The sequence below is a fragment of the Oricola indica genome (genome assembly GCF_019966595.1).
Taxonomy (GTDB): domain Bacteria; phylum Pseudomonadota; class Alphaproteobacteria; order Rhizobiales; family Rhizobiaceae; genus Oricola; species Oricola indica.
Map to the genome: position 1 here is coordinate 478982 of NZ_JAINFJ010000001.1, position 17588 is coordinate 496569.

At 63.9% G+C, this 17588-nt stretch carries 15 protein-coding genes; 4 read left to right on the plus strand and 11 right to left on the minus strand.

Annotated elements, in window-relative coordinates:
• Positions 1-90 precede the first annotated feature (90 nt).
• Positions 91-999 carry an SGNH/GDSL hydrolase family protein gene (locus LC343_RS02290; RefSeq protein ID WP_223475469.1) on the plus strand — a complete coding sequence of 303 codons (909 nt, stop codon included), beginning with the start codon at positions 91-93 and terminating at the stop codon, positions 997-999.
• 46 nt (positions 1000-1045) lie between these two features.
• Here LC343_RS02290 and LC343_RS02295 read toward each other — a convergent pair whose 3' ends face one another.
• Genes LC343_RS02295 through LC343_RS02310 form a run of 4 tightly spaced genes read right to left on the minus strand, consistent with a single transcriptional unit; the run spans position 1046 to position 7152 of the window.
• On the minus strand, positions 1046-1690 hold the full coding sequence (locus LC343_RS02295; RefSeq protein WP_223475470.1) for a glutathione S-transferase family protein: 645 nt from the start codon (positions 1688-1690) through the stop codon (positions 1046-1048).
• A 2-nt stretch (positions 1691-1692) separates the two neighbouring features.
• Positions 1693-4245 (minus strand): GcvT family protein, encoded by a 2553-nt coding sequence (locus LC343_RS02300; protein ID WP_223475471.1) that lies wholly within the window; start codon positions 4243-4245, stop codon positions 1693-1695.
• Positions 4246-4270: 25 nt separating this feature from the next.
• Positions 4271-5527, minus strand: a complete 1257-nt coding sequence (locus tag LC343_RS02305) for a M24 family metallopeptidase (RefSeq protein ID WP_223475472.1) — start codon at positions 5525-5527, stop codon at positions 4271-4273.
• 2 nt (positions 5528-5529) lie between these two features.
• Entirely contained in the window at positions 5530-7152 is a 1623-nt protein-coding gene (locus LC343_RS02310; RefSeq protein ID WP_223475473.1) for a trimethylamine methyltransferase family protein, read from the minus strand.
• 394 nt (positions 7153-7546) lie between these two features.
• Between LC343_RS02310 and LC343_RS02315 the strand changes: the two genes are divergently transcribed.
• Complete coding sequence (locus tag LC343_RS02315) at positions 7547-8194, plus strand: GIY-YIG nuclease family protein (RefSeq protein ID WP_223475474.1); 648 nt, start codon at positions 7547-7549, stop codon at positions 8192-8194.
• Positions 8195-8197: 3 nt separating this feature from the next.
• Here the strand turns inward: LC343_RS02315 and LC343_RS02320 are convergent, their stop codons facing one another.
• Both LC343_RS02320 and eutB read right to left on the minus strand, forming a co-directional pair.
• Positions 8198-9190, minus strand: a complete 993-nt coding sequence (locus tag LC343_RS02320; protein ID WP_223475475.1) for a cyclodeaminase — start codon at positions 9188-9190, stop codon at positions 8198-8200.
• Entirely contained in the window at positions 9180-10187 is a 1008-nt protein-coding gene (gene eutB / locus LC343_RS02325; RefSeq protein ID WP_223475476.1) for a hydroxyectoine utilization dehydratase EutB, read from the minus strand. Before eutB ends, LC343_RS02320 begins: the two co-directional genes overlap by 11 nt.
• 125 nt (positions 10188-10312) lie before the next feature.
• Here eutB and LC343_RS02330 point away from each other — a divergent pair, with 125 nt between their 5' ends.
• Positions 10313-10939 carry a LysE family translocator gene (locus tag LC343_RS02330; RefSeq protein WP_223475477.1) on the plus strand — a complete coding sequence of 209 codons (627 nt, stop codon included), beginning with the start codon at positions 10313-10315 and terminating at the stop codon, positions 10937-10939.
• Between the two features lie 7 nt (positions 10940-10946).
• Here the strand turns inward: LC343_RS02330 and LC343_RS02335 are convergent, their stop codons facing one another.
• The 5 genes from LC343_RS02335 to LC343_RS02355 all read right to left on the minus strand — a co-directional run bounded on the left by LC343_RS02335 (position 10947) and on the right by LC343_RS02355 (position 16605).
• Entirely contained in the window at positions 10947-11408 is a 462-nt protein-coding gene (locus LC343_RS02335; RefSeq protein ID WP_223475478.1) for a glyoxalase superfamily protein, read from the minus strand.
• 236 nt (positions 11409-11644) lie between these two features.
• Positions 11645-13609 carry a vWA domain-containing protein gene (locus tag LC343_RS02340; protein ID WP_223475479.1) on the minus strand — a complete coding sequence of 655 codons (1965 nt, stop codon included), beginning with the start codon at positions 13607-13609 and terminating at the stop codon, positions 11645-11647.
• Complete coding sequence (locus LC343_RS02345; protein WP_223475480.1) at positions 13606-14190, minus strand: RNA polymerase sigma factor; 585 nt, start codon at positions 14188-14190, stop codon at positions 13606-13608. The genes LC343_RS02340 and LC343_RS02345 overlap by 4 nt, the downstream gene beginning before the upstream one ends.
• A 61-nt stretch (positions 14191-14251) precedes the next feature.
• On the minus strand, positions 14252-14938 hold the full coding sequence (locus tag LC343_RS02350) for a 4Fe-4S dicluster domain-containing protein (RefSeq protein ID WP_223475481.1): 687 nt from the start codon (positions 14936-14938) through the stop codon (positions 14252-14254).
• Between the two features lie 80 nt (positions 14939-15018).
• Positions 15019-16605, minus strand: coding sequence for a trimethylamine methyltransferase family protein (locus LC343_RS02355; RefSeq protein ID WP_223475482.1), 1587 nt, complete (start codon positions 16603-16605; stop codon positions 15019-15021).
• Between the two features lie 281 nt (positions 16606-16886).
• Here LC343_RS02355 and LC343_RS02360 point away from each other — a divergent pair, with 281 nt between their 5' ends.
• On the plus strand, positions 16887-17585 hold the full coding sequence (locus LC343_RS02360; protein ID WP_223475483.1) for a corrinoid protein: 699 nt from the start codon (positions 16887-16889) through the stop codon (positions 17583-17585).
• Positions 17586-17588: the final 3 nt, after the last annotated feature.

Here is a 17588-nt window from a genome sequence, read left to right on the forward strand (position 1 = left end):
CCGGCGCCACGCCATCAACGAAGGATAAAGGCACACCGGTGCATGGTGTACGCCGTTTCATGACCGCCCAGCGTCAAACGGCAGATTTCGATGCCCGCATGCCCCATCACCACCGGAATGACCGCCGCCATCCTGGCGGTGCTGTCCTTATGCGCCCCGCCAGCGCATGCCGCCGGTGCGCCCGACCTGCCCCCAGTTCCGCAGGCGCTACGCGACCTTGTAGAAAGCGGAAAATCCGGGCCGCGAAAAACGGTCCTTCCGCTCGGGGATTCGATCACCGACATGCAGAGAACCCGGCGCGCGGCCTGGGGCGGCTATCGCCGGCAGATGGCGAACGATCACGTCTTTGCCGCGCTTTTTCGCTTCACCGGCGCATTCGGAGACGACCTTCACGCCGTCAGCCCGTCGCCGGAACCGCCGGCGATGCCCGCCGACCAGCGCGACCACTGCGGCTGGAGCGGCGCAACGCTCGACGGCTGGAACGGCCCACGGACTTCCATCATCGAGAATTTCCGCTATTGCCTCGCCGCCGGACCCGAACCGGATTTCGTGCTGCTGCATGGCGGAACCAACGATCTGTGGGATCCGGTCCTCCGTCCCGATGCTGAACCGCCGGAAATCCGCGGGCAGCGCGTCGCCGAACGCACAATCGAGCTTGTTCGCGAAATTCTGATGACAACAGACGCGACCGTCCTCCTCGCGCAACTGATTCCGATGACCGGCGAGGCGCGGGCCTTCGACACCAATGTGGTCGCATATAACGAGGCGCTGGAAACGGGCATCGACGCCCTGAGATCGGCACCCGACGGCGGCGGAATGTGGACCGAACGCGTCGTTCTCGTCGACATGCATGCCGCGATCCTCGACTGGACGCGCGATGCGCCGGAAACGGCGTTGCCCGACGGTATCCATCCCAATGTCTGGGGAAGCCGGATCATGGCACGGAAGTGGCTTTCGGCTCTCTACGACCAATATGGCGAAACCGCTCCGAAACGCTGATCACTTTTGGCGCGCGTCGCGGTCAATGCCGATGGCTTTCCGGAATTCAAAGACGCCCGACGCTGACCCTTTTCTGCTGCGCCAGGCAACGCGCGATCACCGGCCTTTTGGACGCCAGAGCGATGCATCGGCCAACCGCCGGAAACCGCTCGACCAGCTGTTCCGGCGTCACATGCCAGGTGGAGTTCATCAGGACGAAGATGTCGGCGAGGCTGAACCGCTCGCCGAGGTGATAGGGGCCGTTGGCAGCAAGGTGCGCCTCGACCGGCTGCCAGCACTCGATGATCCGTTCGGCCGCACGCGCCCTGATACGCGGCCTGTCGCCGGGATCGGCAGACCAGCGCTCGGGATAATAGAACGGCTTGTAGGCCTCCTGCAGCGTCACGGCCAGATAGAACAGCCAGCGCAAGAATGTGCCGCGATCCGGGTCCATCACGGCGGGCGCGATCTCTTCCAGTCCATGACGTTCAGCGAGATAGAGCGAGATTGCCGCGGATTCCGTGAGGATCGCGCCATCCGGCAATTCCAGGGCGGGCACCCTGCCCGCCGGATTGATCGCCAGATAATCGGGCTTGCCATGCTCACCCTTGGTGGTGTCGATCCGCACCAGCTCATAGGCCAGCCCGGCTTCCTCCAGCACCGCCTGCGGGGCGAAACTTGCCGTCCCCTCTGCCCAGTAGAGACGGTACATCGCTATCCCCGCATGCGCTCGCCACCCGGATCGAACGGCGGTTCGACGGCGATCCGCGCCGGACAGCGCACGCCCAGGATCTCGATTTCGAACAGCCCCTCCTCCGCCGTATCGGCCAGCGCGGCCGGCACGTAGCCCTGCGCCATCGACAGACCGACCCCATGGGCGTAACCGCCGGACGTCACCCAGCCGACTACGCGCCAGTCGCCATCGACGATTTGCTTCATGCCCGGATGCTCGAATTCGTTGTTGTCGGCGTCGAAGCGCTTCGGTCCGGCGGCATGCGGCGGGTCGATGGTCCCGTAATCCGTATCGCCAACCTTCGCCCAAACCGGCTCGTCATGCATCACGTCGGCCGTGCCCGCCTCGATGACGAAGGAGACGCGGCGACGCTTCGGCCCGTCGGCCTTTTCCGCTGCAGCCTGTTCCCAGCCGATGAAATCGTTCTTCGACAGTTTCACGAACCGGTCCATGGCGCCCTCATAAGGCCCGTAGATCGGACGAAGCTCGTGGCCCCAGGTCGGGAAGTTCTTTTCAAGCCGCATCGACAGCAATGCCCGCATGCCGAAATCGCGGATGCCGAATTCTTCGCCGGCCTGCTTGATCGCCGCATAGACCAGCCGCTCATAGGTCGGCGACATCCAGATTTCATAGCCGAGATCGCCGGTATAGGAGATGCGGTTGACCATGCAGGGCGCGCCGCCGACCGCCATCTCGCGGTAGTCCATGAAGCGGAAGGCGTCGTTCGACACGTCCTCGTCGGTCAGCTTCTCCAGCACCGCGCGCGATTTCGGCCCGGCGATGGTCAGCCCGACCAGCGTCTGGTCGAAGCGATGGATCGCGACGGAGCGGTCCTCAGGCAGGTGCCGCTCGAACCAGCGCATGTGATAGATCTGCGCCGCCGACGATCCCCAGATCATGAACCGGTCCTCGCCGGCCTTGGCGATGGTGAAATCACCGATCAGCTTGCCGAATTCGTTCAGCATCGGCGTGAGCACGAGCCGACCGGTCTTCGGCATGACATTGGTCATCAGCCGGTTGAGGAAATCCTCCGCCCCCGGTCCGCTCACCTCGTATTTGGCGAAATTGGCGATCTCGGAGACACCGACCGTCTCGCGCACCGCCTTCACCTCTTCGCCCACATGCTTGAAATCATTGGACCTGTGGAAGGAGATGACGTCATGCGCCTCTTCCTTCGACGGCGCAAACCACAAAGGCGTTTCCAGCGCCCAACTGTCGCCCATCACGGCATTGTTCTCGATCATCGTGTCGTAGAGCGGCGTGGTCTGATGCGGGCGGGCTGCCGGCAGTTCCTCATTGGGATAGCGAATACGGAAACGCCGCGAATAGTTCTCGCGCACCTTGGCATTGGTGTAGCGCAGCGTCGCCCACTCGCCGAACCGCGCGACGTCCATGCCCCAGACATCCGCGCCCGGATCGCCCGTCGTCATCCAGTTCGCAAGCGTCAGCCCGACGCCCCCGCCCTGCGAGAAACCGGCCATCACCGCGCAGGCCGACCAGAAATTCGTCAGCCCGCGAACGGGGCCGACCAGCGGATTGCCGTCGGGCGCGAAGGTGAAGGGGCCATTGATGATCTGCTTGATGCCGGCCCGCTCATAGGGCGGAAAATGCTTGAAGCCGATCTCCAGCGACGGCGCGATGCGCTCGATATCGGGCTGCAGCAATTCATGGCCGAAATCCCACGGCGTAACCTTCGGCGACCACGGCACGCAGGCCTGCTCATAGGTGCCGAGCAGCATGCCCTGCCGCTCCTGCCGGGTGTAGATCTCGCCGCGAAAGTCCATCGCGTGGATCAGTTCGCGCCCATAGGTCTCGTTGAACTCGATGACCTCGGGCATATCCTCGGTCAGGAGATACATGTGCTCCATGGCGAGCAGCGGCAGTTCGAGCCCGACCATGCGGCCGACCTCGCGCGCCCAAAGCCCGCCGGCATTGACGACATGCTCGCATCTGACCGTGCCCTGCTCGGTCACCACATTCCAGGTGCCGTCGGGGTCCTGGGTGAGCTCCTTCACCGGATTGCGCAGCACGATCTCCGCGCCCAGAACGCGCGCGGCGCGGGCATAGGCGTGCGTGGTTCCGGACGGGTCGAGATGGCCTTCCACCGGGTCCCACAGTGCGCCGACGAAATTGCTCTCGTCCATCAGCGGGAACATCGCCTTTGCCTCGGATGGCGTGATCAGTTCGGTCTGCATGCCGAGATGCCGGCCCTTGGCATGCAGGGTGCGCAGGAAATCCATACGCTCCGGGCTTTCCGCCAGCATCACGCCGCCCGTCAGGTGCAGCCCGCAGGGCTGGCCGGAAATCTCTTCGAGTTCCTTGTAGAGCCCGACCGTATAGGCCTGGAGCTTGGCGACGTTCGGATCGCCGTTCAGCGTGTGAAAACCGCCGGCCGCGTGCCACGATGAACCGGACGTCAATTCCGACCGCTCGATCAGCATGATGTCGGTCCATCCCGCCTTGGCGAGGTGATACAGCACCGAACACCCGACGACACCGCCCCCGATGACGACCACACGCGTATTGGTTTTCATTGCAATCCCCTGCTGTTCCAATCCACTACGCCAACAGGCTTTCCTCGAAGGGAAAGCGTGACAGCAATTCGATACCGGTGTCGGTGACGAGGATCTGCTGTTCGAGCTTGACGCCCTCGCCCTTGCCCTCCTCGCCGATGAAACTCTCGACGCAGAGCGTCATGCCCGGCTCGATCACGCCGTCATAGCCCGCGTCGGCGAAGTCGCCGCGATGGTAGAGATAGGGGTATTCCCCGGTCATCCCGCAGCCATGCGCGGAGAGGTAATAGCGGTGGGCGTGATATTTTTCCGGGATGTCCCAGGCGGCCTCGGCATAGTCCCGGAATGTCATGCCGGGCCGGATGATGCCCATATTGTGGTGCACCTGCTCGTGGGCCGTCTTGTAGAGCTCGCGCTGCGTCTCGCTCGGCTTGCCGGGTCCGGCGTGGAACGTGCGCGAGAAGTCGGAATAGTATCCGTGGCAGCCGACCACGTCGGTATCGAGCGCGATCAGCTCATTTTCGCCGATCACCTTCGAACCCGACTCCTGGAACCAGGGATTCGTTCGCCCGCCGGAGTTCAGAAGCCGCGTTTCCACGTAGTCGCCGCCCTGGGCGATTACCGCTTGGTGCAGCACCGACCACAACGCGTTTTCCGTCAGGCCCGGCCGGATCGCCTCGCGCAGCCGCGCCACGCCGACCTCCGTCGCGCGCAGCGAGGCGTTCACGCATTTCATCTCTTCCGCCGACTTGATGGCGCGCGCCAGTTCCACTGGCTGCTGAGCATCGACGATCTCGAAGCCCTCTCCGCCAAGCGCGATGGCGACACCGGCATTGATGCGCTCGATGCCGATTTTCTCGCCCGGGCCGACCAGTTCCCTGAGCAGTGCCCCCATCGCGCGCGCCCATGCCTTTTCGCGCTCGGCGATGTGCTCCCCGGCGGCAACGAAACTCGCCGTCATCGACGGGCGCACCTCATCGACCGTTTCGAAACCCTCGCCCAGATGCTCCGCGCCGGTGAATTCGTGCAGGATCGAGCGATCCTGCGTCAGCACCAGGTATCGCGATGGCTGGTTGCGCGAAGTGAAGACCTGCATGTTGCGGGTGCCGGTGGCATATCGGATGTTGACGGCATCCGTCAGCACAAGCGCCGCGATACCGAACTCCGCCATCTTGGCACGCACGCGGCCCTGCCGGTAGGTGCGCACGGCAACGAGATCGATTTCCGCGTCTGTGGTTTCCGTGTCGAGCAATGCGATCCCGTCCAGATCGCTGCGCTCCGCATGCCAGTCGAACATTGTCATGGTCAAAAATCCGTCGGCGCCCCGCCTTCGCGCTTGCGCTTTTCCACGAAGGCCTCGAGTTCCTCGCGAATGCCCTCATCAATCGGCGGTTCCTCGTATTCGGCGAGGATCTGCTTGCAGACCTTGTTGGCCCGCTCCACGGTCGTCACTGCGCCGCGATCCTCCCAGTTCTCGAAGTTCGACCAGTCCGACAGGAAGGGCGAATAGAATGCCGTCTCGTAGCGGTCCTGCGTGTGCTGGATTCCGAAGAAGTGCCCACCGGGCCCGACCTCGCGGATCGCATCGACCGCGATATCATCCGACCCCGTGGTCAGCGGCTCGAAATAGGAGATGAACTGCTGCAGGACTTCGCAATCCATGACGAACTTCTCGTAGGAGGCACAAAGACCGCCCTCCAGCCAGCCGGCCGCGTGGTACACCATGTTGGTGCCCGACGTGACGGCCGCCCACATCGACATCATGGATTCCCATGTCGCCTGATTGTCCGGCGTGTTGGCCGCGCAGGTGTTGGATGACCGCAGCGGCAGCTCGTAGAACCGCGCCATCTGGCCGGTGATCTGCGTCGCCCGAACATAGTCCGGCGTGCCGAAGGCAGGCGCGCCGGTTTTCATGTCGACATTGGAGGTAAACGTCCCGATGCCGACCCCGACCCCGGGCTTGATCCACTGCAGCAACGCGATCGCAGCCAGTGCCTCCGCAATGGACTGCGTCACCGCACCGACCATGGTCACTGGCGCCATCGCGCCGGCCAGAGTGAACGGCGTAACGATGGTCGGCTGGCCGCGCCGGGCAAGCCGCATGGCGCCGTCGAGCATCGGCCAGTCATGCTTCAGCGGCGAGGTCGAGTTGATGTTGGTATACATATGCGGCGCGGCGTCGAACGCCTCATGCGAGAGCCCGCCCGCGATACGCACCATCTCGATGACGTCTTCCATACGTTCGGTGCCCAGCGCGTAGGCATGCGCCACCTTGTCGGTCAGCGTCAGCTTGTCGAAAAGGCAGTCGAGATGGCGGATGGATGGGTGGATGTCGATCGGTTCGACCGGGTAACCGCCTGCGAAATGGATGCAATTGAAATATTGCAGCAGTTTGAGCAGTTCGCGGTAGTCGTGCCGGTTGCCGCTGCGGCGGCCGCGCTCGATATCGGAGCAGTTGGGCGGCGAGGAAATGTTGCCGAATACCATGTGCCTGCCGCCGATGGTGATCGCCCTGTCCGGGTTGCGCGGCGTCAGCGTGAATTCCCGCGGAGCCTTGCCGAGCATTTCCACGACGAAGTCTCGGTCCATGCGCACATTCTCGCCATCGATAGTGCAGCCGGCCTCTCGAAGCCGTTCGATGGCTTCGGGATGGAGAAACTCGATGCCGATCTCTTCGAGCACCCGCATCGCCCCGTCATGGATCGCGGCGACGCCCTCGGGCGGAAGCGGCTCGGTCGGCCGGTCCGTGTTGATCACATCGGTCCAGGGCAACTGCCGGATCGCCGCACCGCCGCGCCGCGTGTTCCCGGCGCGTCCGCCCCGCTTGCGCAGTCGGGCCGGCGCTTCGTCGGGCACCGCCTCGGCAACAGCCTCGGTGACGAGCATGTCGCTCGTCATCTCTGGCTCGGGCGGCGGATCTTTCGGCATGCGCTTCTCCGGCGGGTCAAAGCGCCATCACAGCATATTCTCAGAACGCGGACGCAAGAAATCCGACCGCGACAACGGGTTAAACGACATCACCCTGAGTTAACGGACCGAGATCGCCATCACCTATCGGGAACATCCCCATCCATCCTCCTCGGTCGAACCCCTTATTTTTTCCGGGACAACCGACACGTGAGGCAACGAAAGGAGAATTTTGTTCTCCTGCATCGATGTCCACCGACAGTAAACCGGTAATCTCCACTGTGCCGAAACGCGACACACGGAAATATCTTTCATCGCTCGATCCGCGAATACAGTTTTGAACGGCGGCAGGAATTTGCTAGCAGGATATCGGGCAAACTGGGGGAGCGGGCCGAAAAGGCCGCGCGCGAGGAGAATGGCAGCGGATTCGCATGCACGAATCGAACTGACCACAGGTTACGTCTACATACTGAGCTGCCCGGAAGCGCCCGGCAGCGTGAAGGTCGGCTCGACCAGTCGCGAAGTCGGCAAGTATCGCTACGAGCATTTCGATTCAACGGAGCCGATCCCCTGCAAGGTGGAGTTCGCCGTCCATGTCCCCGACCGGCACGAGGTCGAAAAGAACCTGCTGCTGAAGCTTGCGCCCAAGCGCCTGTCACGCGAATCCAATCGCTTCGCGATCGACCCGGAAGAGGCAATCGCCGCCGCCGTTCAACTGATCGGGTACGACTACACAAACGCCCAGATCACCGGCGTGATCTTCCGCAAGCATGTCGACATGCTCAAGAAGATGGAGAGGGATTTCCGCAGCCGTCACAAGAGCTTCACCATCCTGAATGGCGAACTCGGCGACCTGCAGAAAAAGATACGCCGCTACCAGCAGCAATTCGGCGACAAGGACGCGACCATCGCGCGGCAGGAGGACCTAATCGGCGAATTGCAGGTGCAGGGCATGGCGCTGGAAGCCCGTTGCCGCAAGACGAGGCTCGTCGCGATCGGCGCCGGCGGCCTTGCCCTGTTGTGCGCCACGCTTGCCCTGGTGTCGCTCGCCGGCTGGATCTGACGCTCAGGTCGAAAACGGCGTCCCCGCCCCGGCGGCGCGGATCGCTTTCAAGGCATGTGTCGCGATCGCGGTGTCCTGCGCACCCGTGCCGGTCAGGTCGCTGATGGTGACCGCATCGGCCGACGGGCGGCCCGCCACTTTTCCGGCGACGACATCCCCCAGTTCCGGCGGCGTCCCGCGCGACCACACTCCGGCCTCGACAGCCGAGCGCAACTCGCCGAGCTTTTGGCACTGGCTCACCCGATCGCAGACATAGAGATCGGCTGCGCCAAGCGCCGCCGGGTCGATCTCGTTCTTGCCGGCCTGGTCGGAGCCCATCGCGGTCACATGCAGACCGGGATGCAGCCACTGCGCCTTCAGAACCGGCTCGCGCGCCGGCGTCGTCGTAACGACGAGTTGGCTTTCCGCGACCAGCCGCGCCGGATCGTCCACCGCTTCCGCCGTCACGGGCAGCATCCGCGCGATGTCTTCCGCGCAGGCTTTCGCCTTCTCCCCGTCTCGCCCCCAGACCAGAACACGGGAAAAAGGCCGAACCAGATGGGCCGCAGCGATTTGCAAGCGCGCCTGCACGCCGGTGCCGATCACACCCGCCGTCTCCACTGTCTCCGGTGCCATGTAGTTCGCCGCCACCGCGCCCGCGGCCGCCGTGCGCACATCGGTCAGGTAGCCATTGTCGAGAAACAGCGCATCGACCAGCCCCGTCTTCGCGGAGAACAGCATCATAAGCCCGTTCAGGCTGGACAGCCCCAGCTTCGGATTGTCGAAAAAGCCCGGGCTGACCTTGATCGCGAACCCGTCAAAGCCCGGAATATAGGCGGTCTTGACGTCGACCTCGCCATTGGCGGCCTCAAGCTCCATCGAAAGGATCGACGGCATCACGACCTCACCAGTCGCCAGGGCCGCGAATGCGCGCTCGACCGTCTCGACTGCTGCGAGATCCAGTTTCACAGCCTGTCTGAGATCCGCCTCCGTGGCGATCAGCACCTCATGCGCCATAGGTCTTGCCCCGCACCACCGTGTTGCCCAGCGTGACATCCTCGCCATTCACGATCCGCGTGAAGACCGACATATCGAGATTGCGTCCGGTCACGACAGTCGCCACCGGCCCGGAAAATGATGGAAGCTTGCCCGCCAGCATCGCCGCAAGGCCCACCACCGATCCGCCCTCGGCGACGATCCTGTCTTCATAGTAAAGGGTTTGCATGGCTGCGTAGATCTCCTCCTCGCTTACGAGCACCGTCTCGTCGAGGTGATCGCGGCAAAGCGAAAACGAGAGCCGGTTTTTCATCCCGATTCCGCCGCCAAGCGAGTCCGCCAGGCTCTCGACCTCCGTCACCTCGACCGGATGACCGGCCCGGATCGACTCGTGCATTGCCGCGCCCCGATCCATGGAAATCCCGATCACGCGGATGTCCGGCCGGATCGTCTTCGCGGCGAGCGCGATCCCGCCGGCGAGCCCGCCGCCCGAGAGCGGCACAAGGATCGCCTCCAGATCGGGCCGCGCGGAGAGCAATTCGAGGCCGATGGTCCCCTGCCCGGCGATCACGAACGGATCGTCGAACGGCGATATCTCGGCAAGACCTTCCGTCTCGCACAGACGCAGGCTTTCCGATTGCGCATCGTCCTGGCTGGTGCCGGCGATGTGAACCTCGGCGCCGAGCGCACGGATACCGTCCACCTTGGCCTTCGGCACCATGGACGACATGCACACCACGGCGCGCATGCCGCGCTGCGCCGCCGCAAAGGCGACTCCGCGACCGTGATTGCCGGTCGAACAGCAGGTCACGCCGGCCACGTCCTCGGCGAGATTGGCGATCGCGTTCACCGCGCCACGCAGCTTGAACGCGCCGATCGGCTGGGCGATTTCCAGCTTGAGAAGGAACTCCTGCCCGCACCGCACCGACATGAAAGGCGAAGGCACAAGCGGCGTGTCGGCGGCGATCCCGGCAATGGTGTTTTGCGCGGCAAGGATATCGGCAAGCGTCAGGTTCATCCGCCGAATGGCACATGGCCGGACGGGACAAGTCAATGCCGCGGCTCGATTTCCCGCGCGACGAGCACCGATTTTCTCTCGCCAGCCCAGAAAATCCGGCGTAGAGCCGAACCGAGGACAACGCCATGGAAAACGAGACCTTTTCGATCCTGCTGACCGCCTGGCTCATGCTGGTCGTCGCCATCGCTGCGCCTGGCCCGAACCTTGTCGCGACGGCATCGACCGCGCTCGGCCACGGCCGCAAGGCTGGACTGCTGGTGGTGGCCGGTGTCGCGACCGGAACGTTCATCTGGTCGCTCGCCTCCGCATTCGGCGTCGCGGCGGTCTTCACCGTCTTTCCGCCGGCCTTCGTGGCGCTGAAACTCGCGGGCGGGTCCTATCTGGTCTATCTCGGCTTTCGCTCGCTGCGCGCGGCATGGCGCAACACGCCGGGCGCAATCCGGCCGGATACGCGCCGGCTCTCGCCCCTCGCCTCCTATGCGCGCGGCCTCGGCATTTGCCTGATGAACCCGAAGTCGGCGCTGTTCTGGGCATCGATCTCGGTCTTCGTCGTCTCCTCGAAGGCCTCGCCTCTCACGATCATCGAGTTCTGCATTGCCGCCGGCCTGTCATCCTTCACGATCTACGGCCTCTACGCCGTCCTGTTCTCCTCGCACGGGGCGCAGGCGCTTTACCGCCGCGCCACACGCTGGATCGAGGCCGCTTTCGGCGCCTTCTTCTTCATGGTCGGTGTTCGGCTCGTCACCGCCTGACCGGCCGTCAGGCAAAGGCGGAGACGAGCGGCCGGATCACCAGATGCGGCTCGCCGTCACTGGTCCGCGAAGGCGAAACGCCGGTATCGTCGACCGTTCCGTGAACACGTTGGCGGAAAGCCGAGAAACTGTCGAAGGTCACGACATCCACCGCCTCTTCGAGGTGAAGCGTCACGCGGTAGTGGCTGCCGCCGCCGATCAGTTCCACGGCGAGCACTTCGGCGGCGAAGGGCTGCTTGAGATAGGTGCCGCTCACGATGTCGCCCACCTGGATGGAGAATGGCGGTTCATTCGACAATCGGGCGACGGCGGTGTTCCAGTCGCGATAGCCGATTTCGGCGGCCACGCGTTCCAGCGCCTGTCCATAGCTGATCTTGACGCCGTTCGCGTTCATCGCCTTGCGAAGCGCCTTGGCGCGCTGCTTGGCCTCGTCGATGGTCCGGGGACGCCCAAGAGAAGTCTCTGGCATGATTGCAGTTCCGTTCTGCTCATGCGGTCATGGAATGCGGGGCTCACATTGCCGCAGGACCGCGTTGCAACGGGTCTGCTCGAAGACCGGCCTGCGCCGGGAGGCTTCACCATCGGATAACCGGTGAGCGGCGGGCGCCTCGTGCCCTGCGCGGTCAAATACGGCAACCGGCAAGCGAGGTCAACGAAAAGAAAAAACGCCCGGCGCAGGAGGCAAACGCCGGGCGTGAGTATGGATCAGCGGTCAAGGCTCTCCGCCAATCCGACCAACCGCAGAAACTCGCTGCGGTAACCGAAGGGATCCTCGCCGCGCGCGCCGGCCGCGAGGTCCCTGATCTCGTCCCATGAATAGTCCGCCACCGCGTCCGTATCCCGGAGCTTCTGGCCGAAGGCCGCCACGGCGATCGAGAAGCGCGCATCCGTCGAGAGCGATGCGAGCCGCGCCCGGTCGAATTCATGCCCGATCGGCGTCGTCATCAGGTGGCTCTGTGTTTCGTCCGGCAGCTTGTAGCGCAGTTTCAGGAACGCATATTCGCCGGACGACGCATCCGTATCGGCGGCAGGCTTTTCGGCCGATCCGTAGCGCAACGGATCGTTTTGCACCGCCGGGCTGCCGACCGGCGTGATCTCGTAGATCGCCGTGACGGAATGGCCCGAGCCGATATCGCCGGCGTCGACGCGATCATTGTTGAAGTCCTCGCGCTTCAGCGCCCTCGTCTCGTAGCCGATCAACCGGTACTCGGCGACGGTCTGCGGATTGAACTCGACCTGGATTTTCACGTCCTTGGCGATCGGGAAAAGCGTCGAGCCCGCCTCTTCCACCAGCGTCTTCTGCGCCTCGGCCAGCGTATCGATATAGGCCGCCGTGCCGTTGCCGTTCTGGGCGAGGACCTGCATGAGCTGGTCGTTGTAATTGCCCTTGCCGAAACCGAAGACCGACAGGAAGATGCCGTCGTCGCGGCGGTCCTCGATCATCCGTTTCAATTCCTCGTCGGACGTCGCGCCGACATTGAAGTCGCCGTCGGTCGCCAGCATGACGCGGTTGACGCCACCCTCGATACGCGCCTCACGGGCAAGCCTGTAGGCTTCCTCGATTCCCGCTGCCCCGGCGGTCGTTCCGCCCGGCTCCAGCGTATCGATGGCATGCAGGATCTTATCGCGCTCCGACGCGCTGGTCGGTTCGAGAACCGTGCCGGCATTGCCCGCATAGGTGACGATGGAGATCGTGTCGCGCTCGTCCAGCTTGTCGAGCAACAGGCGGAACCCGCTCTTGAGAAGCGGCAGCTTGTCCGCTTCGTCCATCGATCCCGAAACGTCGATCAGGAAAACGAGGTTCGCCGCAGGGCGATTTTCGGGCTCGATGTCGAAGCCCTGAATGCCGATATGCATCAGCTTCGTGTCCGGGTTCCACGGGGTCGGCGAGACCGAGACATTGACCCCGAACGGCGCGCTGCGGTTCTCGGGAAGCGGATAGGCATAGTTGAAGTAGTTGATCAGCTCTTCGACGCGAACGCTGTCCGGATCGGGCAGCCGGCCTTCCATGATGGCCCGGCGGACCACCGAGTATGACGCGGTATCGACATCGATCGAGAAGGTCGAGACGGGATCTTCGAGAACGGCGCGGACGCTGCTGGTCTCGTATGTCTCGAACCGGTCGCGGCGCAGACGTTCCATGCCCGGCGCGATCTTGGCGGAGCCGTCGCCGACAAGCGTGCGCTTGGCAAAGGACGGCGCCGTCGGCATCGGAGCCGGCAGAGCCTCTCCAAGCACGATTGCCGCGTCGCTTTCCTCGGCCTCGCGATAGGCACCCGACGCCTGGTTGCGCCCCAGCACCATCGTGTCGTCCAGGCTCGGCGGGACCCCTTGCGCGAAGTCGACCGGGGCCGTGTCGGTGAAACCGGGGCGGTATCCCTCGTTCATCACCGCGAAGGCGAGGTAACCGGCAAGCGGAACCGCCAGAATCCCGGCGATTGCCGTGCCGGACATCAGCCGGCCCTTCGTCATTGCTGTCATTGTCGTGCTCCATGACCGTTGCAGTATGGTCATTAGACGGGAGCCGGCGGTCGATCCTTGGGTGCCCGCAGATTTTTTTTCGGCGTCGAAGGCAGACAGCGCCTCGCGCATGGCGGCATCGCGCTTGCCCGCATCCGGCTGAGGCGCCGGAACCTTCTTGAGAATGTCGAGATCGAATTCATCTGTCATGACACTTCATCCTCGGGCTTTTGCATGATCGCCCTCAGTTTCTTTTTCGCCTCGTGAATGTGAAACGACACGGTTCCTTCCGAGACGCCCATCACGCCCGCGGCCTCGTCGTGGCTCAGCCCTTCGCCATGCACCAGAAGCACGGCGTCGCGCTGGCGTTCGGGAAGGGAGCCGACAGCCGACCAGAGACGTGTGGCCGGATCGCCATCGGCTCCCTCGCCCCCCTGCGCGTCGACCATGGCCTGCACGGCGTAGGCCTCGACGCGCCGGCGCTCCGAAGCGCGGGCCCGCTGGCGATCCCGCACCGTGTTGAGCACGATGCGGTAAAGCCAGGACGGAAACGATGCCTCGGCGCGCCATCCGGAAATCGCGCGCGCAAGCTTGATGGAAACGTCCTGCGCTATGTCGTCCGCATCCGCCGCGTCGCCGCACCACCGCCAGGCAATCCGATGGATCGTGGCGTAGTGCCGTTCGAGCAGGCAGGCGAAAGCCTCGCGGTCGCCATTGCTCGCGCGTGCGGCAAGCGCCTGATCTCCGTCGCCGGCAATCGCGCCCGTATGTGAAACGACATCCGCTTGCATCGTCATCATCGCCCTTAAGACGGTGCGTTATCGGCGATCCTTGGGTCGGCGCAAAACTTTTTTATTGGCCGTCGAGACCGCGCAGGCGCGCCGTCATGTGAAAGGCGGTTTGCGCAGCGCCATATGGGCGGCCGACCGGACAGGCAGCCCGCGCAAGGCAACCGGCATCGCGACAGGCGCCGCCGGAAGAAAGATACCCGCCGCACGCGGCAACGTCGAACGCGGCCTCGGTGACGGCACCTGCCGGACAGGCATTCATGCAAGGTTTTCCGTCACATAGGGCGCAGACATGAATCGGATTGGCAGGCGGATGAACCGGAATATCGACATCGAACAGCAGCGCGCCGCGATAGGCGTGCCAGAGGCCGAACTCCGGATGCATCAGAATGCCGAGCGGCGACGGTTTCAGACCTTCTGCCCGAATCGCCCATTGCTGAAAGGGAAGCCAGGGTTTCTCGAAAGGAAATACCGCGCGCGCGCCGAAACGGGCGGCGACCGGTTCGATCACCGCGCGCGACCACGTATCGAGCGGATCATCCGGCGGTACGTCCAGCGCCGCGAGCCATGCGCGGAAATGCGGCCAGATGCTGCCGCCTCCATGACCGACGAGAATGACGCTGCGCGCCGGCATGTCCCCCAACGCGGGCGGTGCGGTGTCCGCCTCGGTGAATGCGAACCCGCCGCGACGGATAAGGCCATGCGCCGCGAGCACGGCGTCGAGTTCGTCGATCCGAACGTCTTCGGTCATTCCGCGTCGCGCCGGCCGACGCGCCAGACTTCGTCGTGGATGATGTCGGCCACTTTAGCCCGGCCGTCCACGGGCTTCTTTCAACTGAACGCGTCGGGCATCGATTCCTTGCGCTGACGGATGAAGTCCTGCAGCGCCTCGTCGATGGCCGGGTCGAGATCGGGGGCCTGGTAGCTGTCCAGCCACTGTCGCGCCAGCGCGTTGGCCCGCTGGTCGGCCGATTTGCGCCCCTCGATATCCCACTGCTCGAAGGAATTGTTGTCGGCGATCAGCGAGCGGTAGAAGGCGTTCTCGAAATTGGCCCGCGTGTGATCGCAGCCGAGATAGTGACTTCCGGGTCCGACTTCGCGAATCGCATCCAGCGCCTGGCCGTTTGCGCTCATGTCGATGCCCTCCGCAAAGCGCTGCTGCATGCCGAGTTGGTCGACGTCGATCATGAACTTCTCATAGGAGGCGACGAGGCCGCCTTCCAGCCACCCGGCGGAGTGCAGGGCGAAATTCGTGCCGGCGAGCAGCGTCATGTTCAAGGTCGTCGCACTTTCATGCGCCGCCTGCGCGTCCGGGATCTTCGAGCCGCACAGCGAACCGCCCGTTCTGAATGGCAGTCCGAGACGCCGCGCCAGCTGGGCGGCACCGTAGGAAACGAGAGACGGTTCCGGCGTGCCGAAAGTCGGCGCACCCGACTGCATCGAGATCGAGGCGGCGAACGTGCCGAACAGGACCGGCGCGCCCGGCCGTACGAGCTGCGTGAACGCGGCGCCCGCGAGCACCTCGGCCAGCACCTGCGTCAGCGTGCCGGCGATGGTCACCGGGCTCATGGCGCCGGCGAGGATGAAGGGCGAGATGATGCAGGCCTGGTTGTGGCGCGCATAGACCTTGGCCGCGCCCAGCATCGTGTCGTCGAACACCATCGGCGAGTTGGCGTTGATGAGGTTGGTGACGACCGTGTTGTTCTCGACGTAATCGTCGCCGAACAGGATCTTGCACATCGCCACGGTGTCTTCTGCGCGCTCCGGCGCGGTCACCGACCCCATGAAGGGTTTGTCCGAATAGCGGATGTGGCTGTAGACCATGTCGAGATGGCGCTTGTTGACCGGAATGTCGACCGGTTCGCACACCGTCCCGCCCGAATGGTGCATGGACGGCGCCATGTAGGCCAGCTTCACGAAATTGCGGAAATCCTCGATGGTCGCGTAGCGGCGCTCGCCGTCGAGGTCGCGCACGAAGGGCGGCCCGTAGACCGGCGCAAAGACGGTCGCGTCTCCGCCGATCTGAACGTTCCGCTCCGGGTTGCGGGCATGCTGGGTGAAGACGGAGGGCGCGGTCTTGAGCAGGTCCCGGCACAAACCCTTCGGAAAATGGATGCGCTGGCCCTTGATGTCCGCGCCGGCGTCCTTCCAGAGCTTCAGCGCTTCCTCGTCATCGCGGAACTCGATTCCGATTTCCTCGAGGACCATGTCGGCATTCGCCTCGATGGTCGAGATCGCTTCCTCGTCGAGCACCTCGTAAACCGGCACACGCCGCGTGATGTTCGGCATCGCCGGCGAACGCTGGCCGCCGCTGCGCGCCGCCCGCCTTGCGGCCGCTCCGCCCGATGCGCGCCGCCCGCCCCGTCCGCGTGCGCCTTCCGCACCCGACTGGTCCGTTTCCGTTGCCGAATCTGACATGGTCTCACCCTGAAAACACTGCGTGCCGGAACCGCCGGCCCCGGCTTGTGAGGATCGACAATGATGGCGAGTGGTGATTCAGGCCCTTCAATTCGCGGCAGGCTTTGACGCTGCCGCGACAATGAGCCATCTTGCGCATCGCGGGAACACGAAATCGATCCGGTCGCAAAAGCATTTGAGGCCGTCGCATTTGAAGCGCTTTTTTTATGATTTCCGATTCAAAATCCTGTTAAACCTCGGCAGGCACTGCCGCGTCTCACGCTATCGGGAAATTATCGCACATGTCCGACGATGAAATCATCCTCTCCGAATTGTCCGACGACGAACTCGTCCAGCAGATGCATGACGATCTGTATGACGGTCTGAGGGAGGAAATCGTCGAGGCGACACAGATCCTGCTGGATCGTGGCTGGGCGCCCTATGAGGTGCTGACCGAAGCGCTCGTCGAGGGCATGCGTATCGTCGGTGAAGACTTCCGTGACGGTATCCTGTTCGTGCCGGAAGTGCTGCTGTCGGCCAACGCGATGAAGGCGGGCATGAACATCCTGCGTCCGCTGCTCGTCGAAACCGGCGCCCCGAAGCTCGGCAAGATGGTGATCGGAACCGTCAAGGGCGACATTCACGACATCGGCAAGAACCTCGTCGGCATGATGATGGAAGGCGCCGGCTTCGATGTCGTCGATCTCGGCATCAACAATCCGGTCGAGAACTATCTCGAGGCTATCGAGCGCGAAGAGCCCGACATCGTCGGCATGTCCGCTCTTCTGACGACCACCATGCCCTACATGAAGGTCGTCATCGACACGCTGAAGGAAAAGGGAATTCGCGAAGACCTGATCGTCCTGGTCGGTGGCGCGCCGCTGAACGAGGAGTTCGGCAAAGCCGTCGGCGCCGACGCCTATTGCCGCGACGCCGCGGTCGCCGTCGAGACCGCGAAAGAGTTCATGAAGCGCAAGCACAACAGCCACGTAACCGCCTGATCG